Origin of the sequence: Phreatobacter oligotrophus (genome assembly GCF_003046185.1) — a bacterium.
In the GTDB taxonomy this organism is placed as follows: Bacteria; Pseudomonadota; Alphaproteobacteria; order Rhizobiales; family Phreatobacteraceae; genus Phreatobacter; species Phreatobacter oligotrophus.
Window position 1 is genome coordinate 170,210 of sequence record NZ_PZZL01000004.1, and the last position, 20,659, is coordinate 190,868.

The window sequence follows — 20,659 nt, forward strand, 5'->3', positions numbered from 1 at the left end:
GGTCAGGCTCCCTTGGAGGGCGAGCGCTTGGCCGGGGCGGCCTTGCGGGCAGTGAGGACGAGGCCGAGACCGGCATCGATCGAGGCGTCGAAGCTCGCGGTGACGAAGGTGGACGTGCCGGCCTCGACGATGATGGCGGGGCCCTCGACGCTCGCGCCCGGCGCCATGGCGAGGCGGTCATACATCGGCACCTTCACGGTCTTGCGGGCTTTCGCGTCATAGACCGGCCGCGTGCCGATCGGCTTCGGCGCGGCGCGCTTCTTCGGTTTGGGCAGAACCGGCGGCCGAGCCGTGTCGGTGGTCACCAGCACGGCCCAGGACAGGATCTCGATGGCGGCGCCGGGAATATGGCGGGCGAAGAGCTGGCGATAGCCCGCCTCGAAGCTCTCGCGCATGGCCGCGAGGTCCTTCGTGGCCAGCGCCCGGTTGGGCAGCGACACGGCGATTTCGTGGCCCTGGCCGGCGTAGCGCATGAAGGCGGTGCGGGTCTCGGTCAGCTTGCGGGAGCCGGCGGCCGCCTTGGCGAGACCGGTTGCCTCGGCGCTCATCGACGCCAGCAGCGCATTCGCCTCCTTCAGGTCGAACCGGTCGAGCCGCATGAACTTCGAGTGGACAAGTTCATAGGCAGCCGGTGCGCGAAGGAACCCCACCGCCGAGCCGACGCCGGCATCGGCCGGCACGACGACGCGGGCGATGCCGAGCTTCTCGGCGAGGCGCGCGGCATGGAGCGGCGCGGCGCCGCCGAAGGCCACCATGGTGTGGTCGGCGACGACGACGCCGCGCTCCACCGAATGGACGCGGGCAGCGTTGGCCATGTTCTCGTCGACGATCTCGGCGACGCCATGGGCCGCCATGGCGGTGGAGAGTGAGAGCGGCTGGCCGACGCTGGCGTCAAGCGCCGCAACCGCCTTTTCCGGATAGAGCGTGATGGCGCCACCGGCGAAGCGCGCCGGCTCGATCTTGCCCAGCGCCACATCCGCATCCGTGACGGTCGGCAGCGCGCCGCCGCGGCCATAGCAGGCCGGGCCCGGCACCGAGGCCGCCGAATCCGGGCCGACCGTGATGCGCTTCAGGCTGTCGACGCGGGCGATGGAACCGCCGCCGGCGCCGATCTCCACCATCTCGATGACGGGAATGCGGACGGGCAGGCCCGAACCCTTCATGAAGCGCGACTGGCGGTCCACCTCGAAGGTGCGGGCCTTGTAGGGTGTCGCATCGTGGATCAGGCAGATCTTGGCGGTGGTGCCCCCCATGTCGAAGGAGAGAACCTTGGCCTCGCCCCGCTCGGCCGCGACGTGGGCGGCAAGGATCGCCCCGCCCGCCGGACCGGACTCGACGAGGCGGATGGGGAAGCGGGCGGCCGTCTCCAGCGTCGCCAGCGACCCGCCTGACGTCATGAGGTGGATGGGCTTCGCATAGCCCTCCGCCGCGAAGCGCGCCTTCAGCCGGCCGAGATAGCCGGCCATCAGCGGCTGGACATAGGCGTTCGCGACCGCCGTCGAGGTGCGCTCGTATTCGCGCATTTCCGGGCAGACCTCCGAGGACAGCGTCACGGCAATGCCAGGCGCTTCCTTCGCCAGGATCTCCCGCACCCGCTGCTCATGCGCGTCATTGGCATAGGAATGGATGAAGGCAACCGCGACCGCCTCGACCTTTTCGGCCTTCAGCTGCTTGGCGACCTTGGCGACGGCCGCCTCGTCGAGGTCGATCCAGACCTTGCCGGTCACGTCGATGCGCTCGGGAACGGTGTAGCGCAGCTGGCGCGGCACGAGCTGGCGCGGCTTGTCGATGAAGATGTCGTACTGGTCGTAGCGCCCCTCGTCGGCGATCTCGATCACGTCGCGAAAGCCGTCGGTCGCGATCAGCGCGGTCTTAGCGCCTTTGCGCTCGATCACCGCGTTGGTCGCGAGCGTCGTGCCGTGGACGAAGATGTCGAGGTCGGCGAAACCGATGCCGGCCTGCTTGAGCACGAGGCGCGTGCCCTCGACCACCGCCTCCTCCGGCGCATGCGGCGTCGTCAGGACCTTGGTGGTGAAGCGGGCCTCGCCACGCTCCAGCACAATGTCGGTGAAGGTGCCGCCGATGTCGGTTGCAAGGCGCGTGATGGTTCGCTGCTGGGCCATGGATGCCGGTCCGATCCCCTCTGCCGGCGGTCACAGCCCCGTTGCGTGACCGCCCTATCGACGCCGGAGTGCCGACGCCCTGGTTGTCGCATGGCACGGCACCTGCCGCGATCCCCAAGCGCGCCGGACCTGACATTCCGTGGGACTATTCCGCATGTCAACAATTCATCGACAATTCGTCTGCGAATTGGAGACATGCGTGCGCCGCACGGTCGGCGGGGATCGACCCGCGCGTGACCGGCTGTCACCATGGCCGGCGCAGAGGAGAGAGCCCATGGCCGCGACATCCACCCCGACCGTCGAATGGTCGAAGCTCACCGCGCCGGAACTGAAGGCCCTCGCCGCGCTGGAGGCGACCGTGCTCCTGCCGGTCGCCTCGACGGAACAGCACGGCCCCCATCTCGGCACCGGCGTCGACACGACGCTCTGCGGCGCGGTGTGCCGGATCGCTGCCGAGAAGGCGATGGCGCAACGGCCTGTGGTCGTCGCGCCGACGCTCTGGGTCGGCATGGCCGAGCACCACATGGCCCATGGCGGAACCTTCACCCTGGACATCCCGACCTATCGGGCCGTGCTGATCTGCCTCGTCCGCTCCGTCGCGCGTCATGGCTTCAAGCGGGTGCTGATCGTCAACGGCCATGGCGGCAACATGACCGCGCTCAATGCCTTCCTGCCCGACATCGAGCGCGAGACCGGGCTCGTGGTGGCGGCAACCACCTATTTCGAGCTGGCCCAGCCGGCCTTTGCGCCGATCCTCGAGGATCAGACAAGCGTCCTCCATGCCTGCGAGGCCGAGACGGCCATGATGATGGCGGTCGCGCCCGAGGCGGTGCGGGAGGACAAGCTCACCGAGGCCGTCGGACCGCATTTCGGCGATCCGCGGGCGGTGCTGGCGCCGCCCGCCCAGCGCTTCCGCTCGTTTGCCACCCTGACGGCCTCCGGCGTCCTCGGGGATGCCCGCAAGGCGACGCGCCAGAAGGGCGAGCGCCTGCTGGCTGCCGCCACCGACGCCCTCGCCGATCTCATCGCCCGCGGTGAACCCTGGGAGTGAGGCTCAGCGGATCTTCGCCAGCCACTTCTTGTCGAGCATGACATGGATGCCCTTGTTGCCGTTGACGACCTGCGTCACGCGCACATCGGCGACCAGCGACATCAGCGCGAAGGCCTCCTCGCGCTCCAGGCCCGACCGCGCGGACAGCAGGTCGATCATCGATCGCAGGGCGATCTGGACAGCCGTGTCGAGGTCGGGATCGAAGGCCATGGTGAGGACATGGGTCGGCGTCTCCGCCATCGGCCAGGCCAGGCTCATGTCGTCGCGGACGGTGAGCTTGAACGTGCCGATGAGGCCGGTCTCGACCGCGGTGATGCAGACCTCGCCATCGCCCTGGGCGCCATGGGCATCACCCACGGAGAAGTTCGCCCCGTCGACGAAGACCGGCAGGTAGAGCGTCGTGCCGGCCACGAGCTCCTTGTTGTCGAGATTGCCGCCGTTGCGGCGCGGCGGCAGCGTGTTGACGCGGCCCCATTCGGCCGGCGGGGCCACAGCCATCACGCCGAAGAACGGCCGGTCGAGCGACACTTCATGGCCCCAGGGGAGCTTCGCCACCTTCCGCGCGCGGTCGATGCGCGAGTGGAAGACGCGCTTCGCCTTGAAGTCGTCCGGCAGCGCGCCGACGAGGGGCGCCACGAAGGTGTAGCCCCAGTCGTAATGCAGTTCGATCGCCTCGATATCGACCTGCAGGACCTGGCCGGCCTTGGCCCCGGCGACCGCGACCGGACCGGTGCAGATATGGCCCGGCAGCGTCGGCCCGCCGAAACGGCGGTGGATGTCGAGGAGCCCTTGCGGATGGCCCCAGTCCGCCGGCGGCAGCATCTCCGGCCCGCCGGAGACGGTGGAGATGGTGATGCGCTCGCCTGAGGCGATGGTGGTGCGCGGGGCAAGCGTCGCGTCGAAATAGCCCCAATGGGCAGTGTCGGCGCCGGCGTCGAGGCGGTGGGTCATGGGCAAGGTCCTTCAGCTCCAAGCCTGAGTGTAGCGCGGCCGTGCCCCCTGCCTAGCCGCAGGCACTGCAGGACCCGCGATCAATTTCGCCGGCCCTGCATCCGATCGGGACGGTTTCGGCGTATGCTCGGTGAGAAGCGCAGGAGCCCCGCCATGCCGACCCGTCGCAGCCTCCTTTCCGCCGCAGCCGCCCTCCCCGTTCTCGCCAGCACGCGCCTTCCGGCCACCGCGCAGGGCGTCTCGACCGCCGCCAGCTCGTCCACGGCCTATGCCTTCTCACTCGAAGGCCTCGATGGGAAGACCATCCGCCTCTCCGACCATGCCGGCCGCGTGCTCATGGTGGTGAACACCGCGTCCTCCTGCGGCTTCACCCCCCAATTCGCCGATCTCCAGACGGTCTATGCGCGCTACCGCGAGCGCGGGCTCACCGTCATCGGCGTGCCCTCGGACGACTTCAACCAGGAACGCGGCACGGCCGCCGATATCGCGGCGGTCTGCCAGGGCATGTATGGCGTCGCCTTCCCGATGGCGGCCAAGCACCGGGTGACCGGCCGCGAGGCCCATCCGCTCTTTCGCTGGCTCGCCAGCCAGAAGCCGACGGACATTCCGACCTGGAACTTCCACAAGTTCATCATCGGCCGCTCCGGCCGCGTGGTCGGCGCCTTCCCGGCCCGCGTCCGCCCGACCGATCCGCGCATCATCGCGCTCATCGAGGCAGAGCTCGCAAGCGCCTGATATCTTTCGCAACGGCGCGAGACTCCTGTAAGGAGGATGGTGATGCTCATCACCACCTCCTCTGATCTCGCTGCCGTCTGCGCACGGCTCGCCAGGCACCCCTTCGTCACAGTCGACACGGAGTTCCTCCGCGAGACGACTTTCTGGCCGAAGCTCTGTGTCATCCAGCTCGCCAGCACCGACGAGGCCGTGGCGGTGGATGCGCTCGCGCCGGGCCTCGACCTCGGCCCCTTCTTCGACCTGATGATCGATCCGGCCGTGGTGAAGGTCTTCCACGCGGCGCGGCAGGACGTGGAAATCATCTGGCACCTGTCGAAGCGCATCCCGACGCCGCTCTTCGACAGCCAGGTCGCGGCCATGGTTCTCGGCTATGGCGACTCGATCTCCTACGACCAGCTTGTCCAGCGCACCAACGGAACGCAGCTCGACAAGACCAGCCGCTTCACCGACTGGTCGAAGCGTCCGCTGAGCACGGCGCAGATCGACTACGCCATCGCCGACGTCACCCATCTGCGCGACATCTACGTCAAGCTGACCGGGGAGCTCGAGAAGCGCGGCCGCACCGACTGGGTGGCCGAGGAAATGGGCGTGCTCACCTCGCCCGACACCTACCGGCAGGAGCCCGAGCGCGCCTGGGAGCGCTTCCGCAACCGCGTGCGCAAGCCGCGCGAGCTCGCCGTGCTGATGGAGGTTGCCGCCTGGCGCGAGCGCGAGGCCCAGGGCCGCAACGTGCCACGCTCGCGCGTGCTCAAGGACGATGCGCTCTTCGACATCGCGCTGACCGGGCCGAAAACGCCGGAAGCGCTCGGCGCCATGCGCTCGATCCCCAAGGGCTGGGAGCGCTCACGCGACGGCCTCGCCGTGGTCGAGGCGGTCAATGCCGGTCTTGCCCGCGATCCGCGCAGCCTGCCGCCCATCGAGAAGCACCGGCCGCAGACCCAGTCCCAGTCGGCGACGGTGGAACTGCTCAAGGTGCTGCTGAAGATGGTGGCGGAGAAGCACCATGTCGCCGCCAAGGTCGTCGCGACCTCCGACGACCTCGACCGTATCGCCGAGGACGACGAGGCCGATATCGGCGCCCTCAAGGGCTGGCGCCGGGAGATCTTCGGCGACAAGGCGCTCGCCCTGAAACACGGGCGCCTTGCGCTCGCCATCGAGCGCGGGCGGGTGACGACCGTCGAGCGCGCGCCCACCGTCGTCATCGCGGAGGCCTGAGCCGATGAGCCGTCAGGACCCTGCCCTCGCCAAGGCGCTGGATCTCCTCGACCGGTTCATCCTCTTCGACGGCCATAACGACCTGCCCTTCACCATCCGCCGCGCCGCGGATGGCGACGTGAAGGCCTATGGGCTCGATCGCGTCCACCAGGAGAGCGACACCGACATTCCCCGCCTGCGCGAGGGCCGCGTCGGCGCGCAGGTCTTCGCCGCCTTCGTCCCGACATCAGTGCCCGATCCCGGCCGCTTCACGCTGGAGCAGATCGCCATCGGTCTCGATATCGAGACCCTGCACCCCGATGTGTTCCGCCCCGCCCGCCGCGCCGCCGATATCGCGGCGGCCCGCCGCGCCGGCCGCATCGCCTCGGTCATCTCGGTGGAGAGCGCCGTCGGCCTTGGTGGCTCGCTATCGCCGCTCCGCGTCTGGTATGCCGCCGGCGTGCGCATCCTCACGCTCTGCCACAACGAGACCCTCGACTGGATCGATTCGGCCACCGACACGGCGCGCCACGGCGGCATCACCGCCTTCGGCCGCGCCGTCATCGCCGAGTGCAACCGCCTCGGCATGATCGTCGACCTCGCCCATGCCTCGCCCGCCGCCCAGAACGCCGTGCTCGACGTGACGACGGCCCCGGTCCTGTGGTCGCATTCCAATGCGGCGGCGCTCTGCCCGCATCCGCGCAATGTCACCGACGACGTGCTCGACCGGGTCAAGGCGAATGGCGGCGTGGTGATGGCGACCTTCGTGCCGAACTTCATCTCGCGGAAGAGCCACGAATGGATGTCGCCGCTGCAGGTGCACGGCAAGACGCCGCCCGGCGCCGACATCGATGCGGCCGTGGCGAAACGCGCGAACGAGGCGGGGCCCTGGCCGCGCGGGTCCATCGGCGAACTCTGCGACCACATCCAGTACATCGTCGGGCGCACCGGCCTCGCCCATATCGGCATCGGCTCGGATTTCTACGGCGGGCCGAATCCGCCTGACCTCGCCGACGCCTCGCGCTTCCCCCACCTCATCGCCGAACTGGTGCGGCGCGGCTGGTCGGACGCGGCGCTGAAGGGGCTGCTCTCCGGCAATGCGCTGCGTGTCTGGCGCAAGGTCGAGGCTGAGGCAAAGGCTCGGCGCAGCGGGGCGCCGGGGATCGCAAGGGTGGCCGCCGAGACGATCGGCCGGCCGCGCCGCAAGCCGGCGGGCTGACCCGCCGGCCCTGGGCCGCCCCGGTCAGTGCGCCATCAGCACCGGCACGGGCGAATACTGCAGCAGCGTCGTCGTCGTGCCGCCCAGCACCATCTGCCTCAAGCGAGAGTGGGCATAGGCACCCATGACGATCATCTGCGCACGGGTGTTCTGGGCGTGCTCGACGATCGTCTTGCCGACATTGCGGCTGTAGGGAAGGTTGGTCACCGTCACCTTCACCCCATGATGGGCCAGCATCGGAGCAAGGTCCGCGCCGGCCACAAGCTCATCGGCATGGCGGTCGCCGAGGACCGAGACGATCTCCACCTGCCCGGCCTTGTCGATGAAGTCCGAGGCCGAGCCGATGGCGCGGGCTGCGACCGCCGAGCCGTCCCAGGCGACGACGATGGAGTTCGAGGCGCGCGCCGGGTCGAAACCGTCGGGCGCGAGGATGGTGGGCCGTCCCGTCGAGAGCAGCAGGGTCTCGGCGAGTTCGGTGGCCCAGACATCGTCGGGGCGCGGGCGGCCGCAGACGCAGAAGTCGTGCAGCCGGCCGCGCTTGCCGATCCGCGCGAACAGCGGATCGATGGCGTCGGTGATGACCTCCACCGAGGCGGCGACGCCGGCCCGGGTGGCAGCACTGCGGACCTCCTGGCACACAGCGTCGGCCTTGTCGGTGCGGCCGTCATTCTCGTCGGCGACGATGGCCTGGACCTCGGCAACGCCGGAATAGACAACGACCGGCACCTTGATGGCGCCGACCACGACGGAGAGATGGGCGCCGTTCGAAGCCGCGAGCGAGACGGCGTAGTCGATCGCCCCCTGCGGCTTCGAGCCGTCACCGGCGATGAGAGCGAGCAGAACCGACTTGATCGACATGATGGGCTCCTTGTTCTGGACCGAACCGGCGAGACCTTCGCCCGTTCCCGATCATGCCGCCTTGAGGCGGATCAGACAAAGCCCCCTTGCGCCGGAGGGCGCGGCTCCCAACGGGAGCGGGCCCACCGGCATGGAGTCACCGCCTCACAGCGGGATGTTGTCGTGCTTCTTCCAGGGAATGTCGGCCGTCTTGTGCCGCAGCAGGGCGAGGGCCCGCGCGACGCGCCGCCGCGTCGAATGCGGCATGATCACCTCGTCGATATAGCCGCGCTCAGCCGCGACGAAGGGCGACAGGAAGCGCTCCTCGTATTCCTTGGTGCGTGCGGCGATCTTCTCAGGATCGTTCATATCGGCCCGGAAGATGATCTCCACCGCGCCCTTGGCGCCCATCACCGCGATCTGCGCCGTGGGCCAGGCATAGTTCACGTCGCCGCCGATATGCTTGGAGGCCATGACGTCATAGGCGCCGCCAAAGGCCTTGCGGGTGATGACGGTGACCAACGGCACGGTGCACTGGGTGAAGGCGAAGAGCAGCTTGGCGCCGTGCTTGATGAGGCCGCCATATTCCTGCGAGGTGCCGGGCAGGAAGCCCGGCACGTCGACAAAGGTGACGATCGGGATCGAGAAGGCGTCGCAGAACCGCACGAAGCGGGCCGCCTTGCGGCTGGCATCGCTGTCGAGCACGCCGGCCAGCACCATGGGCTGGTTGGCGACGATGCCGACGGTCCGGCCCTCCATGCGGGCAAAGCCGGTGATGATGTTCTGGGCGAACTTGCCCTGGATCTCGAAGAAGTCGCCCTCGTCGACGGTCTTCGCGATCAGCTCCTTCATGTCATAGGGCTTGTTCGGATTGTCCGGGACCAGCGTGTCCAGCGACATGTCGATGCGGTCGGGCTGGTCGAAGGACGGGATTTCCGGCACGCCCTCGGTGTTGTTGGACGGCAGGAAGTCGATCAGCCGGCGCATCTGCAGCAGCGCCTCGAGGTCGTTCTCGTAGGCCCCATCGGCGACCGACGACTTCACCGCATGGACAGAAGCGCCGCCCAGTTCCTCGGAGGTCACCACCTCGTTGGTGACCGTCTTCACGACGTCCGGACCGGTCACGAACATGTAGCTCGTGTCCTTGACCATGAAGATGAAGTCCGTCATCGCCGGCGAATAGACGTCGCCGCCGGCGCAGGGACCCATGATCAGCGAAATCTGCGGAATGACGCCCGAGGCGGTCACATTCCGCTTGAAGACTTCGCCATATCCACCGAGCGCATCGACACCTTCCTGGATTCGCGCGCCACCCGCATCGAACAGGCCGATGATCGGCGCACGCGCCTTCAGCGCCATGTCCTGGATCTTGGTCATCTTCGCGGCATGGGCGCCCGAGAGCGAGCCGCCGAACACCGTGAAGTCCTTGGAGAAGACGAAGACCGTGCGGCCGTTGACCGTGCCCCAGCCTGTGACGACGCCGTCGCCGGGGATGTGGCTCTTCTCCATGCCGAAATCCGCGCAGCGATGCTGCACGAACATGTCGAACTCCTCGAAGGAGCCCTTGTCGAGCAGCAGTTCGATGCGCTCGCGCGCCGTCAGCTTGCCGCGGGCATGCTGGGCGTCGATGCGCTTCTGACCGCCGCCGAGGCGGGCGTCGGCGCGACGCTGTTCCAGCTTCTCGAGCACGTCCTTCATGAACTCCCGGGGTGTGCCCCCGCCCCTCGCAGGCCTTGGTTGACCGCTGCGATAGCACGCAAGTTGTGCGCCAACCAATGAGACTGTCGGCGGATGCGGCGGCGCGTCAGGCGGCGATGGTGCGGCCCTGGTTGTATTTCCAGATGCCGACCGCGAGAGCCAGCGTCGTGACGCCGGCGACGAGGACGCTGAGCGGCGTCGCGCCGAGCTTCTCGAACCACTGGGTGTAGAAGTGGATGGCGCCGAAGACGGCGGCGAGGTTCAGCACCCAGGGCCGGTTCGCCCGCGCCGCCCAGATGCCGGCGCCGACGATGGCGACGAGCCAGGCAATGGAGAAGGTCCAGCTAGGAATGACCGGTGCCCAGCGCGACGTGGTCGACGGCTCGACGAACCAGGTCAGCCGGTCGCCCCAGAGCGAGCCGATCCAGAAACCGAAATTGACGAGCAGGAGCGCCGTGCGCGCCGCGACGATGGCGAGGCGCGACAGATCCGCCTTGAGCCACTTGGAGGCCTCGTAGGCGGCGATGGCGAGCCCTGAGAACAGCGCCACCGTCACCGCCGGCTGGCTGATCGCGAGGAAGTAGGTCGCGTGCATGTAGCCGGTCCTGGCCCCGATCGTCGCGGACAGCGCGAGAACGGCGAGGGCTATGAGCAGCCCCGAGCGCGCCACGACACCGGCGCCGACGAAGATCGCGGTCACCGCGAAGAGGGCCGGCACCGACCCCTTGGTGAGGAACATGACGCCGCCGGCGAGCAGCAGGGCGCCGGCCAGCAGCACGATCTGGGCGAGCACCGACCAGGCCTTCTCGCCCTTCAGCACGAAGCCGAGGCCGACGCTGCCGAGCAGCGCGCCGAGGACCACCGCCACCATGGGTTCCGGCACCAGCCCGAGCGCGCCGAGGGCAACGGCCACCACGCCGAAGCCGATCAGCATGTTCATGGCGAGGGAGCCGGTGCCTTCGGCCGCCAGTGCGATGAGGCGCTTGGCCTCATCGGGGGTGAGCCGCCCCTCCTCCACCAGCTTGCCGACGTCGAGCGTGATCTTCATGGCGCAACTCCCGGCCGGTCGGATGACCGGCGAGCATGGCGAAGGCATGGCGCCCCGCCGTTTCGCCGTCATGTCACAGACGGGCGAGCACCGTTGCCGCGGCGTCGAACTCGCGGCGGCGCTGGGCGCGGCGCTCGCTCGCCTCGGCGTCCTCGCCCCATTGCGAGATCTGGAAGTCCTCGTCGACATGGGCGGCCGTCCACACCGCATCACGGTCGCGGAAACCGTGGAGCAGCGCCAGGGCTAGGAGCGCCGAGCCCGTCAGGGTGGTCACGACATGCGTCGCGCCGATCCGCCAGCCGTCGCCGGCCGGAAGCGCCGCCGCAACGGCTGCAAGGGCGGGCGCGGGCTGCTCCACGAACATGACGCCCTGCGACAGGATCAGGCGGGCGCCGCGCTCGTCGCGGAACCAGGAGAGCACCGGGTCCCAGGCGGCCGCCTGCTGCTCGACGAGCCCCCGCGGCCCATCGGCGCGATAGCAGAGGAGATCCGAGCTCGCGAAGCGGATGATTTCGGTCGCAACCGGCGCCGGGTCAGGCAGGACGCCATCGATGATCGAATTGGCGATCCGGGTGATGGGCATGCGCAGCGGCTCGATGAACTCGTCCAGCGCGGCCCACTCGTCGGCGATGGCTTGGGCCAGTGGCTCGGTCGGAAAGGCGAGCGCGTTGCGGCCCGGCGTCTTCGCCGCGCGGCCATCGAGCAGCAGGCGGAAGCCCTCCTCCGACGGGCCGACCGACGCCTCCTTGTAGAAGCGCTTCGGATAGGTCGGCTTCATCGCCTGGCGCGCGGCCGCCACCGGGTCATAGGCGGCAGGATCCATGTCCCGCGCGAACCAGTCGTCGAAGATGCTCTTGCTCATGGGGGCGATGTAGAGGCTGGAGGCGGCGATTTCAAACCGGCGGCGCGACGAAGCGCAGGAAGACCTCGCGGGCATCGGGCATGGGGACGCCCCGCGGCTCGAAGACGTGGCGGGCGAGGAAAAAGCCGGTAAGGCGAAAGCCGGCCGCGACATCCCCGGGGCCGACATCCGTCTCGCCCCGCAGGAAGCCGGGCAGCGGCAGGAGCCGGTCCTTCCACGGCTCGCCCGCGGCGCGCGACACGGCGCGTCCCGATTTCGGCGAGACATAGACGAGGTCCTCGGTCGCACCGGTCGAGGCGCATTCCGACAGGTCGACGCCGAAACCGAGGAGCCGCAGCACCTCCAGCTCGAAGCGCACCAGCAGCGGCGCCGCCAGCTCGACCGCTGGCAGCGCGTCGGCGATGAGCTCGATCGCCTCATAGAGGCCCTCGTGGCCCTCCCGCTCCGGCATCAGCCGGGCAAGGGCAGCCAGGAGCGTGATCCCCGCGACACCCTCCCGGCTCTCCATCAGCCGCGCGGCGCGCGAGACCGAGGCCTCGATCGCATAGGTGCCGAGATGCTCGTCGAGCCGTGCAGACCACGCGGCATGGACGGTGTTGCCGGGCTGGATGACCGGCTGCTGGCGGCGGGAACGCCCGCCGCGCACGAGGCCGAGATGGCGGCCGTGATGGCGGGTGAAGAGTTCGAGGATGACGCTCGATTCCCCGTAGGAGCGGGCGCCGAGGACGATCCCGTCATCCACCCACTGCATCGGTCAGAAGTCGGAGAGCTTCAGGTCCGGCGAGTATTCCACGTCCTCGACCTCCTTGACGATGGCCTGGCCGCAGATGACCCGTCCCTGCGCCGCATCGAAGGTCAGGGTCGGATGACCGTAGAGCTGCCAGCCCTTGTTGATCGCCGCGGAGATGCGGTGACAGAAGGCGGAATCGTCAGGACCGGTGATGTAGCGATAGAGCGTGGTGGTCTTCTTCGGTCTCACGGACAGCATGGTTCACCTGCCTTTTGGATAGTCCAGCCCCATGCGCTCGTAGCGCTCGGGGTCGTCGCCCCAGTTCTCGCGCACCTTCACGAACAGGAACAGGTGCACCTTGGTCTCGAAGAGCTTGGAGAGCTCCTCGCGCGCGGCGGTCGAGATGCGCTTGATGCTGTCGCCGCCCTTGCCGAGCATGATCTTCCGCTGGCCCTCGCGCACCACGTAGATCGTCTGCTCGATGCGGATGGAGCCGTCCTTGCGCTCCTCGTAGGACTCGGTCTCCACCGTCGCGTCATAGGGCAACTCGTCGTGGAGCCGGTGATAGAGCTTCTCGCGGGTGATCTCGGCGGCGAGCATGCGCGCCGGCACGTCGGAAATCTCGTCTTCCGGGTAGTGCCAGGGTCCCGCGGGGAGCGCCGTGGCGAGATGGCGCTTCAGATCCATGACGCCGGAGCCGGTACTGGCCGAGATCATGAAGGTCTTCTCGAAGCGGGCGCGGCCATTGAGGTCGGTGGCAAGGTCGAGGAGCTTCGGCCGCTCGACAAGGTCGACCTTGTTGAGCACGAGGTCCTTGGGCTGGCGCACGTCGCCAAGCTTCTCCAGCATCGCCTCGACCGGCTCGTCGACGCCCTTCTTGGCATCCACCAGCACGATGACGCGGTCGGCATCCGCCGCCCCGCTCCAGGCGGCCGTGACCATGGCGCGGTCGAGCCGGCGGCGGGGCGCGAAGAGGCCGGGCGTGTCCACGAGGATGATCTGCGCGCCGCCTTCCATGGCGATGCCGCGCACCAGCGTCCGGGTCGTCTGCACCTTATGCGAGACGATGGTCACCTTGGCGCCGACGAGCGCATTCACCAGCGTCGACTTGCCGGCATTCGGGGCGCCGATGATGGCGACGAAGCCGCAGCGTGTGGTCTCGTCGGTCAAAGGCTGGCCTCCTCGTCGCGCGCGCCGCCCCAGACGCCCTCGCGCAGCAGCACGGCGGTCGCCGCGGCAATCTCGGCCTGGCGCTTCGCCGATCCCTCGCCGACACCGTCGGCAAGACCGGGAATGACGACAGCCATGGTGAAGACCGGCGCATGGTCCGGGCCGGTGCGGCTGAGGACCCGGTAGACCGGGGTGGCAAGGCCCCTGCCCTGCGCCCATTCCTGCAGCGCGCTCTTGGCGTCGCGGTGGTAGGCCGGCAGGGCGGTCAGCCGGTCGCTCCAGTTGCGGGCGACGAAGGCTTCCGCCGCCGGCCATCCCGCATCGAGATAGATCGCTCCGATCACCGCTTCGCAGAGATCGGCGAGAACGCCGCCGCGTTTCGCCACGGCCGTCTGGCTCTCGGAGGGCCCGACCTTCACGCCCTCGCCAAGCCCGAGGATCGCGGCGATCTCGGCGCAGGTCTCGGCTCGGACGAGGTCGGAGAGGCGGCGCGACAGCGCCCCCTCGTCCTCATCAGGCATGGCCCGGTAGAGCAGCGCCGCAACGGCGAGGCCGAGGACCCGGTCGCCGAGGAACTCGAGGCGCTGGTAGGAGCCGCTGCGCTTCTCGATCCCATTGACGGCGCTCGGATGGGTGAGCGCCCGGGCGAGCAGCGTGCGGTCGGCGAAGACGTGCCCGATCCGGGCCTCGATCTCCTCGAGGCTGGCGCGCTGTGCCTTCGCCTTGCGTCCCGGCGCCACCGTCGCGTTCACCTCACGAGGCTTCCGAAGCGGTTCCAGCGGATCGACCAGGGCCAGCGCCAGAAGGCCCAGGCGCGCTCGCCCTCCTCGATGGAGAAGAACAGGATCTGCGCCCGGCCGATCAGGTGGTCGAACGGGATCGGGCCGACCTGGCTGAGCACGCGGCTGTCGGTGGAATTGTCGCGGTTGTCGCCCATGACGAAGACATGGCCGGCCGGCACCTCATAGACGGGCGTGTTGTCGTAGAAGCCGTTCTCGTAGAGGTCGAGGGTCGTGTAGCTGACGCCGTTCGGGAGCGTCTCGCGGAAGCGGCGGGTGCGGACGGTGCGGCCGTCCTCGTTGTCCATGAAGTCCTCGATCCGCTCGCGCGGCACGGCGGTGCCGTTGATATGCACCTGGCCGTTGATCATCTGGATCCGATCGCCGGGAAGGCCGATGACGCGCTTGATGTAGTCGACGTCCGGTTCGCGCGGCAGGCGGAAGACGACGACGTCACCGCGGTTCGGCACCGACCCCATGATCCGGCCCTGGAAGAGGTCCGGCGAGAAGGGGAACGAGTATTTCGAATAGCCGTAGGAGAACTTCGAGACGAAGAGGTAGTCGCCGACGAGCAGCGTGTCCTTCATCGATCCCGAGGGGATGTTGAACGGCTGGAACAGGAACGTGCGGATCACGAAGGCGATGAGCAGTGCGTGGATCACCACGCGGACCGTCTCGCCCAGTCCGCCCTTGTTGTCATCGGCCACGCGCGTCGAACCTCATGTCGCAGGAGCCCGCCCTATAGCCCGCGGCGGGCCCCAAGCGCAACGACGACGGGGGTCAGCTGCAATTCGTGACCTGGTTGGCGCAGATGCCGCGCCACCAGCCGCGCTGCCCGCCGATCTCGACAAGCCCCCAGGAACCGGAGCAGGCAAGGAGCCGCTGGACGGGGTCGCCGGTCGAGATGGGGCTGTCCTGCCGCTGGACCGGCCGGGTGGCCGCCAGGGGGCTCGGCGCCTGGTGCAGGCGGCCCTCGGGCAGGCCGCCATTGGCCAGCGCCGCACCGACGAGCCGCGCCGACACCCAGCCCTCCCCGCGCGGGGCCTGAGGACGGCTGCGGGGATAGGGCTCGCCATAGGCAACGCCCGGCGCTGTCACGTCACGGACGAGGAACCAGCCGTTCTGGTAGCCCACGACCCTGAACTGGGAGCGGTACATCTCGACATCGGCGTCCGGGTTGGCGGGCTTCCAGGGCGGCGGAATCTTGCCGACCACCCGCGCCGTGCTGCTGGGCTCCGCCCGCATGTTCAGGCCCGACGGATCGGTGTCGATCGACCAGGCCCCGATCGAACAGGGCTCCGTGCCGGCGGGAAGCCGCGCCCGGGCAGCCTTGGCCTCATCGCTCTCCTGGACGAACTGTTCCCAGTCCTCGGAACTGCGGGCCAGCTGCGGCTCAACCATCCTGACCTCGCGGGCGGCGAGGCGGTCCCCCTCCAGCACCAGCGAGACCTCGACGCTGCGGCCGGGATCGAAGGCGCTGGCCGCGCGGGTGGGATCGTCAGCGCCGTCGCGGAAGAAGGTCATGGCGCCCCGCATGTCGAGGATCGACACCCGGCCCGGCGCGCCCGGCACCCATCCGGGACCAACGGCAGCGGCTGCCGCGGCAACCCAGGCATGGGCATCGATCCGCCGCGCGGCGTCGCCAGCGACGAGATAGGCGACGGGAACGCGCGGCCCGAGTTCGATCACCGTTCCCTCGTCACGGTCATAGACGAGGGTGTGAAAGGTCGGCTGGTCGCGATGCGCATCATAGCGCTCGAAGAAGCGGCCAAGGACCGTCGTGCCGGCAGCCGTCTGGCGGCTGACCTCGAACAGCACGACGTTCTGCTCGAGCTCGTCGCTGCCGCGCGTCTCGAACACCTTGGCCCGCGCGATCCGCAGGGTGCCCCCGGCAATGGGGAAGCTGGACTGGTCCACCGTCCGGCACACCAGCGGCCCAACCGGGCGGCCGGCATCGGCATGGTGGCGCCCGGCGATAAGGACGGGATCGGTGCGCCAGGCCGGTTCGGTCAGGGTGCAGGGCGGCAGGGGCCGCGCGTCCTGAGCCGCGGCCGGCAGGGAGGCCGTGGACAGCAGCGCGAGTGTCAGTGCGGCAGCGAAGCGGATGTGATGAACGGCACGGGCCATGGCGGTTTCCTCCCGCCCCGTCCTATCGGGCCGCCATGCTGCCCGCCGATCCCACCGCGATACCGGCTGTGTTTCAGTCCGTCAGAACTGGACTTCCTGCCGGTTGCGGATGGTCCGACCGGTTGTGTCCCGCAGCTCCGGCGCGATGATGGGCGGCGGCGTGCCGGGACCGGTCGGATCGCGCGCGACGTTGGAGCGCACCCGCGTCGGCTCACGGTTCCGGTCGACCGTCGTCGGGATGACGCCGGCCGACTGGCCGCTGACGATCGTGCCGCCCAAGGCATTGCCGCCGGTCGGGGCGCCGGTCGAGACGCGCGAGACATTGGTGAGGCTGGCGCTCTCCCGCGCCCCCGGCGCGGTGCGCATCCCCTCGGTCTCGAACCGGGTCGGCCCGGCGGTCGGCCGCACCGTGGTCCCCGGAGCCGGGGCTGCGGCAATGGCCGTCGTCCCGGTCGCCGGCAGCGGCGCCGACTGGACCTGCTGCACCGGAACCGGCTGGACAGCGGGAACCTGGGACGCCACGGGGGCGTCACCACCACCCATGCAGCCGGCCAGCGGGACGCTGGCGGCCAGCATGGCGACAAGGGCGAAACGGGAAATTCGGCGGGTCATGGATTGTCCGTCGGATCGCTCAGGCCGTGGGGGCGCTGGGCATCATGGCATAGGGCGGCTTCCAGCCCGGCAGCGCGGCGATCCGCTCGCGCCAGGCGTGGATGTTCGGATGCGAGGCGGCGAGGTCGTAGCCGGTTTCCTCGAGGGGATAGAACATGTAGCCGGCCAGCGACAGGTCGGCGATGGTCGGTGCGGACCCCACCATGAAGTCCCGTCCGGCAAGGTGCCGTTCGACGATGCCGAGAGCGCCGTCGACACGACCGCGGAAGAAGCCCAGCACCGCGGGATCAGCTGGCTTGCCGGACAGCGACAGCATGAAGCGGTGGGTGGCGAAATAGCTGGTGAACTTGTGATTGTCGAAGAGGATCCAGCGCAGGATCTCCAGTTCCTGGTCCTCGTCAGCCGGGCCGAACAGGCCGGTGCGCCGCGACAGATAGGTGAGGATCACGCCCGACTGGGTCAGGCGCTTGTCGCCATGTTCGAGGACCGGCACCTCACCCATCGGATTGACGTCCGAGCGCCAGGAGGGATCGCGCGTCGCTCCGCCGAAGAAGGGCACGAGCACCGGCTCCCAGTCCAGGCCGGCAGCCGACAGCATCAGGGCAACCTTGTAGGCATTGCCTGACTGGGCGAAGCAATGCAGGCGGTAGTCAGCCAAGGGATCCTCCGGAGGAGCGTTACGGCGCCGCATTCAACGGTGGCGCCGTGTCGAAAAGGAGGCGGCTCAGCGGTTGCGCTGGCGGCGTCCCTGCTGGCTCTCGCCCTGGTTCTGCGTCGCATGCGCGCCGAGGGCCGGATCCGGCGGAAGCGGCGGCGGCGTGGCATTGACCACGGGCGGCCCGGGGGGCGGCGGCGGCGCGGTCTGGGCGCAGGCGGCGAGGCCCACGGCTGCGGCGATGGTCAGGCCGCGGATGAACCAGGCGGTCATGGCTGTCTGTCTCCCTGCCAACGAAAGCCCTTTACCGGCGCGGGCGGGGTTTCGGCAAGTCGTCCGCAAAGCCGCAAGGCGGCGGCAACCTTAAGCAACTCTTAGGTGGCTGCCGTTACCATCCAGCACAGTTCGCGCGCATCGTCGGAGTGATTGATGGATATCGGCACAATCCTGGGGCTGGTTGGAGCCGTTGCCGTCATTGTCATCCTGATCATGATCGACGGCGGCAACTTCGCCCAGTACTACGACAAGCACGCGGTCATCGTGATTTTTGGCGGCGCCTTCGCCGCCACCCTGCTGCGCTATCCCCTCGGCGTGGTGATGCACGGCATCCCCATGGGCTTCAAGGCGGCGCTCGGCATGCGCTCGATCAGCCCGCGCCAGCTCGTCGAGGAGATCGCCAACATCGCCGACGTCGCCCGCAAGCAGGGCCCGACCGCGCTGGAAAAGCTCACCATCTCCGATCCGGTCCTTGCCCAGGGTGTCCGCTACATCGCCGATGGCTATGACGCCGACTTCATCCGCCAGACCATGGAGACCGACAAGGACAAGGTCTATGCGGAGCTCGACGAGGCGCAGAAGATCTATCGCTCCATCGGTGACTGCGCCCCGGCCTTCGGCATGATCGGCACGCTGCTGGGCATGGTGAACATGTTCGCCAACATGACCGACCCGTCCAAGCTCGGCCCCATCATGGCCATGGCGCTGATCGCGACCCTCTACGGCGCCGTCGTCGCCAACATGGTCTGCATGCCCATCGCCGACAAATGCCATCTCAAGATGGCCGAGGAGGATATCTGCCGGTCGATCATCATCGACGGCGTCATCCAGATCCGGAACCAGAAAAGTCCGCAGGTCGTGAAGGAGATGTTGCTCGCCTACCTGAACGAGCACGACCGCCACGAACTGGCCGAAGCGGCCTGAGGCGACCATGGCGAAGCGCAAGGCAGACGGTCACGCGGGTGGTCACGGCTGGTTCGTGACCTTCGCCGACCTCATGGGCCTGCTCATGTCTTTCTTCGTCGTGCTCGTCGCGACCTCGAACCAGGACGAGCGCAAGAAGCACATGATGACGGGCTCGTTTCGCGAGGCCTTCGGCACGACGAGCAACACCCAGCTCACCGGCATGATCGAGCTGCACGGCATCCCGACGCGGCCGTTCATCCAGAACCTCTCGGCCAATGCCGATTCGCCAACCGACCGTCCGGCCCCGCGCACCGACGAGCGCAACCCGGACGCGCTCTCGGCGCTCGCCGACCGCCGCATGGCGCTCGCTGCGGCCAGCCTCCGGCAGGCCCTTCAGGCCTTTCCCGAGATCGCCGAAATCTCCAAGAACATCATCATGGAAGAGCGCCCGGACGGTCTCGACCTGCAGATCGTCGACCAGGACGGCCGCGCCATGTTCCCGCCCGATGGCCGCGAGCCTTACGAGCGCACCCGCCGGCTGATCGCCGCCCTCGCGCCGGCGCTGCGCCAGCTGTCGAACCGCATCACCATCACCGGCCACACCTCGGGAAGCCGCGTGCTGGGTCGGCCCGGCTACGGTCCGTGGGACCTGACCGCCGACCGCGCCAATGCCGTGCGCATGGTGCTGGAGGACAATGGCTTGCCCTCCGATCGCATCTTCGCGGTCACCGGCAAGGGCGACACCGAGCCGATGTTCCCCGACGACCCCTATCTCGCGGCGAACCGGCGCGTTTCCATCCTCATCATGAAGGAATCGCCGGTCGCGCCGCGCTCCTTCCTCGGCAACTGATCAGCGCCAGCCGATCTCGCCGAGGAAGCCGTCGACCAGCGCGTTGAAGATCGCCGCGCGCTCGAAATAGACGGAATGGCCGGACACCGGCACCCGCACAAAGCGCCCCTTCGGGAAGGTGCCGGCAACGAGCTCGACGCCGCGCGGGCAGATCAGCAGGTCCTCCTCGCCACTGACGAACAGCACCGGACAGGTGATCCGCGCCGCATCCTCCGGCCGGCGCGTCCGCATGGCGCGGATGCGGTTGCCGATCTCCACCTTGTCGAGGCCGAGCGACAGCCGGTCGACCGCCTGGTAGAGCGCATGGAGGCCAGGCTGCTCCTCCGCCATGCGGGCACCCGCGGCGCGATGGATGCCGCGCTTGGCCAGCGCGTCGATGGCGGCGGGCGCGGCCTTGCGCCAGGCCGCGACACCCTCGTCGCCGAAATGGTCGTAGTCGAAGGAGCCTGACGTGCAGGCCATCACCAGACCCGCGACGCGGTCCGGGGCGGCGAGCGCCGTCTCGGCGCAGGTCCAGCCGCCCATCGACTGGCCGACGATCACCGCCTTGTCGATGCCGAGCTGGTCGAGCAGCGCCACGACATCGCCCGCATAGAGCTGCGGGTCAGGCACGCCCGAGGCGACCGTCGATGGCCAGAAACCGCGATGGGAGAAGGCGACGACACGGTGGCGCTCGGCAAAAACCGGCGCCGACTGCCACCAGCTCAGGTGATTGCCGCCAAGGCCATGGGCAAAGACCACCGCCGGTCCCTCCCCGCCCGTCTCGTAATGGATGACGGCGCCGTCGGGCCGCGTCAGGCGGCCGGCAGTGAGGGCGGGGATCGACGTGACCATGG

The 20,659-nt window shown here is 68.9% G+C and carries 22 protein-coding genes; 6 read left to right on the top strand and 16 right to left on the bottom strand.

The window, feature by feature from the left end:
- Positions 1 to 2 precede the first annotated feature (2 nt).
- Positions 3 to 2,123: a hydantoinase/oxoprolinase family protein gene (locus tag C8P69_RS10595; protein WP_108176892.1), complete on the bottom strand. Its 2,121-nt coding sequence runs from the start codon at positions 2,121 to 2,123 to the stop codon at positions 3 to 5.
- A 274-nt stretch (positions 2,124 to 2,397) separates the two neighbouring features.
- Here C8P69_RS10595 and C8P69_RS10600 point away from each other — a divergent pair, with 274 nt between their 5' ends.
- Complete coding sequence (locus C8P69_RS10600) at positions 2,398 to 3,174, top strand: creatininase family protein (protein WP_108176894.1); 777 nt, start codon at positions 2,398 to 2,400, stop codon at positions 3,172 to 3,174.
- Between the two features lie 3 nt (positions 3,175 to 3,177).
- Here C8P69_RS10600 and C8P69_RS10605 read toward each other — a convergent pair whose 3' ends face one another.
- Positions 3,178 to 4,125 (bottom strand): acetamidase/formamidase family protein, encoded by a 948-nt coding sequence (locus C8P69_RS10605; RefSeq protein WP_108176896.1) that lies wholly within the window; start codon positions 4,123 to 4,125, stop codon positions 3,178 to 3,180.
- Between the two features lie 153 nt (positions 4,126 to 4,278).
- Here C8P69_RS10605 and C8P69_RS10610 point away from each other — a divergent pair, with 153 nt between their 5' ends.
- The 3 genes from C8P69_RS10610 to C8P69_RS10620 are packed head-to-tail and all read left to right on the top strand — an operon-like array spanning position 4,279 to position 7,273.
- Positions 4,279 to 4,860 carry a glutathione peroxidase gene (locus C8P69_RS10610; protein ID WP_108176898.1) on the top strand — a complete coding sequence of 194 codons (582 nt, stop codon included), beginning with the start codon at positions 4,279 to 4,281 and terminating at the stop codon, positions 4,858 to 4,860.
- A 42-nt stretch (positions 4,861 to 4,902) separates the two neighbouring features.
- Positions 4,903 to 6,075 carry a ribonuclease D gene (gene rnd / locus C8P69_RS10615; RefSeq protein WP_425440755.1) on the top strand — a complete coding sequence of 391 codons (1,173 nt, stop codon included), beginning with the start codon at positions 4,903 to 4,905 and terminating at the stop codon, positions 6,073 to 6,075.
- Between the two features lie 4 nt (positions 6,076 to 6,079).
- Positions 6,080 to 7,273 (top strand): dipeptidase, encoded by a 1,194-nt coding sequence (locus C8P69_RS10620; RefSeq protein ID WP_108176900.1) that lies wholly within the window; start codon positions 6,080 to 6,082, stop codon positions 7,271 to 7,273.
- Between the two features lie 24 nt (positions 7,274 to 7,297).
- On the opposite strand, the gene C8P69_RS10625 is transcribed toward C8P69_RS10620, so the two are convergent.
- The 13 genes from C8P69_RS10625 to C8P69_RS10685 all read right to left on the bottom strand — a co-directional run bounded on the left by C8P69_RS10625 (position 7,298) and on the right by C8P69_RS10685 (position 18,064).
- Entirely contained in the window at positions 7,298 to 8,131 is an 834-nt protein-coding gene (locus C8P69_RS10625; RefSeq protein WP_108176902.1) for a universal stress protein, read from the bottom strand.
- Positions 8,132 to 8,275: 144 nt separating this feature from the next.
- Positions 8,276 to 9,808 (bottom strand): acyl-CoA carboxylase subunit beta, encoded by a 1,533-nt coding sequence (locus C8P69_RS10630; RefSeq protein ID WP_108176904.1) that lies wholly within the window; start codon positions 9,806 to 9,808, stop codon positions 8,276 to 8,278.
- Between the two features lie 106 nt (positions 9,809 to 9,914).
- The gene (locus tag C8P69_RS10635; protein WP_108176906.1) at positions 9,915 to 10,856 is read right to left on the bottom strand and encodes a hypothetical protein; all 942 of its coding nucleotides are present in this window, start codon (positions 10,854 to 10,856) and stop codon (positions 9,915 to 9,917) included.
- A gap of 73 nt (positions 10,857 to 10,929) precedes the next feature.
- On the bottom strand, positions 10,930 to 11,718 hold the full coding sequence (locus tag C8P69_RS10640; RefSeq protein ID WP_245901981.1) for an ATP12 family chaperone protein: 789 nt from the start codon (positions 11,716 to 11,718) through the stop codon (positions 10,930 to 10,932).
- A gap of 31 nt (positions 11,719 to 11,749) precedes the next feature.
- The gene (gene recO, locus C8P69_RS10645; RefSeq protein ID WP_108176908.1) at positions 11,750 to 12,469 is read right to left on the bottom strand and encodes a DNA repair protein RecO; all 720 of its coding nucleotides are present in this window, start codon (positions 12,467 to 12,469) and stop codon (positions 11,750 to 11,752) included.
- 3 nt (positions 12,470 to 12,472) lie between these two features.
- On the bottom strand, positions 12,473 to 12,706 hold the full coding sequence (locus C8P69_RS10650) for a DUF1737 domain-containing protein (protein WP_108176910.1): 234 nt from the start codon (positions 12,704 to 12,706) through the stop codon (positions 12,473 to 12,475).
- Between the two features lie 3 nt (positions 12,707 to 12,709).
- Complete coding sequence (era, locus tag C8P69_RS10655; protein WP_245901982.1) at positions 12,710 to 13,618, bottom strand: GTPase Era; 909 nt, start codon at positions 13,616 to 13,618, stop codon at positions 12,710 to 12,712.
- A complete protein-coding gene (gene rnc, locus C8P69_RS10660; protein WP_245901983.1) occupies positions 13,615 to 14,370 on the bottom strand; it encodes a ribonuclease III in 756 nt (251 codons plus the stop codon). The genes era and rnc overlap by 4 nt, the downstream gene beginning before the upstream one ends.
- Positions 14,367 to 15,104, bottom strand: coding sequence for a signal peptidase I (gene lepB, locus C8P69_RS10665; protein ID WP_108176912.1), 738 nt, complete (start codon positions 15,102 to 15,104; stop codon positions 14,367 to 14,369). The genes rnc and lepB overlap by 4 nt, the downstream gene beginning before the upstream one ends.
- A 73-nt stretch (positions 15,105 to 15,177) precedes the next feature.
- On the bottom strand, positions 15,178 to 16,524 hold the full coding sequence (locus tag C8P69_RS10670; protein ID WP_108176914.1) for an SH3 domain-containing protein: 1,347 nt from the start codon (positions 16,522 to 16,524) through the stop codon (positions 15,178 to 15,180).
- A gap of 81 nt (positions 16,525 to 16,605) precedes the next feature.
- Positions 16,606 to 17,136: a hypothetical protein gene (locus C8P69_RS10675; RefSeq protein ID WP_108176916.1), complete on the bottom strand. Its 531-nt coding sequence runs from the start codon at positions 17,134 to 17,136 to the stop codon at positions 16,606 to 16,608.
- A 19-nt stretch (positions 17,137 to 17,155) separates the two neighbouring features.
- The gene (locus C8P69_RS10680) at positions 17,156 to 17,794 is read right to left on the bottom strand and encodes a glutathione S-transferase family protein (protein WP_108176918.1); all 639 of its coding nucleotides are present in this window, start codon (positions 17,792 to 17,794) and stop codon (positions 17,156 to 17,158) included.
- A 66-nt stretch (positions 17,795 to 17,860) separates the two neighbouring features.
- Positions 17,861 to 18,064 carry a hypothetical protein gene (locus tag C8P69_RS10685; RefSeq protein WP_108176920.1) on the bottom strand — a complete coding sequence of 68 codons (204 nt, stop codon included), beginning with the start codon at positions 18,062 to 18,064 and terminating at the stop codon, positions 17,861 to 17,863.
- Positions 18,065 to 18,220: 156 nt separating this feature from the next.
- Between C8P69_RS10685 and C8P69_RS10690 the strand changes: the two genes are divergently transcribed.
- Positions 18,221 to 18,991 carry a motility protein A gene (locus tag C8P69_RS10690; RefSeq protein WP_108176922.1) on the top strand — a complete coding sequence of 257 codons (771 nt, stop codon included), beginning with the start codon at positions 18,221 to 18,223 and terminating at the stop codon, positions 18,989 to 18,991.
- A gap of 7 nt (positions 18,992 to 18,998) precedes the next feature.
- On the top strand, positions 18,999 to 19,823 hold the full coding sequence (locus C8P69_RS10695; RefSeq protein ID WP_108176924.1) for an OmpA/MotB family protein: 825 nt from the start codon (positions 18,999 to 19,001) through the stop codon (positions 19,821 to 19,823).
- Here C8P69_RS10695 and C8P69_RS10700 read toward each other — a convergent pair whose 3' ends face one another.
- Complete coding sequence (locus C8P69_RS10700; protein WP_108176926.1) at positions 19,824 to 20,657, bottom strand: alpha/beta fold hydrolase; 834 nt, start codon at positions 20,655 to 20,657, stop codon at positions 19,824 to 19,826.
- Positions 20,658 to 20,659 lie beyond the last annotated feature (2 nt).

Bases quoted from the DNA above. Each gene is read 5' to 3' on its own strand.
- C8P69_RS10670 (WP_108176914.1), bottom strand. From the start codon at position 16,524: ATGGCCCGTGCCGTTCATCACATCCGCTTCGCTGCCGCACTGACACTC.
- C8P69_RS10605 (WP_108176896.1), bottom strand. From the start codon at position 4,125: ATGACCCACCGCCTCGACGCCGGCGCCGACACTGCCCATTGGGGCTAT.
- recO (WP_108176908.1), bottom strand. From the start codon at position 12,469: ATGCAGTGGGTGGATGACGGGATCGTCCTCGGCGCCCGCTCCTACGGG.
- C8P69_RS10620 (WP_108176900.1), top strand. From the start codon at position 6,080: ATGAGCCGTCAGGACCCTGCCCTCGCCAAGGCGCTGGATCTCCTCGAC.
- C8P69_RS10685 (WP_108176920.1), bottom strand. From the start codon at position 18,064: ATGACCGCCTGGTTCATCCGCGGCCTGACCATCGCCGCAGCCGTGGGC.
- rnd (WP_425440755.1), top strand. From the start codon at position 4,903: ATGCTCATCACCACCTCCTCTGATCTCGCTGCCGTCTGCGCACGGCTC.
- C8P69_RS10650 (WP_108176910.1), bottom strand. From the start codon at position 12,706: ATGCTGTCCGTGAGACCGAAGAAGACCACCACGCTCTATCGCTACATC.
- C8P69_RS10595 (WP_108176892.1), bottom strand. From the start codon at position 2,123: ATGGCCCAGCAGCGAACCATCACGCGCCTTGCAACCGACATCGGCGGC.
- C8P69_RS10630 (WP_108176904.1), bottom strand. From the start codon at position 9,808: ATGAAGGACGTGCTCGAGAAGCTGGAACAGCGTCGCGCCGACGCCCGC.
- C8P69_RS10700 (WP_108176926.1), bottom strand. From the start codon at position 20,657: ATGGTCACGTCGATCCCCGCCCTCACTGCCGGCCGCCTGACGCGGCCC.
- C8P69_RS10675 (WP_108176916.1), bottom strand. From the start codon at position 17,136: ATGACCCGCCGAATTTCCCGTTTCGCCCTTGTCGCCATGCTGGCCGCC.
- C8P69_RS10625 (WP_108176902.1), bottom strand. From the start codon at position 8,131: ATGTCGATCAAGTCGGTTCTGCTCGCTCTCATCGCCGGTGACGGCTCG.
- C8P69_RS10640 (WP_245901981.1), bottom strand. From the start codon at position 11,718: ATGAGCAAGAGCATCTTCGACGACTGGTTCGCGCGGGACATGGATCCT.
- C8P69_RS10635 (WP_108176906.1), bottom strand. From the start codon at position 10,856: ATGAAGATCACGCTCGACGTCGGCAAGCTGGTGGAGGAGGGGCGGCTC.
- C8P69_RS10690 (WP_108176922.1), top strand. From the start codon at position 18,221: ATGGATATCGGCACAATCCTGGGGCTGGTTGGAGCCGTTGCCGTCATT.
- C8P69_RS10695 (WP_108176924.1), top strand. From the start codon at position 18,999: ATGGCGAAGCGCAAGGCAGACGGTCACGCGGGTGGTCACGGCTGGTTC.
- C8P69_RS10610 (WP_108176898.1), top strand. From the start codon at position 4,279: ATGCCGACCCGTCGCAGCCTCCTTTCCGCCGCAGCCGCCCTCCCCGTT.
- C8P69_RS10600 (WP_108176894.1), top strand. From the start codon at position 2,398: ATGGCCGCGACATCCACCCCGACCGTCGAATGGTCGAAGCTCACCGCG.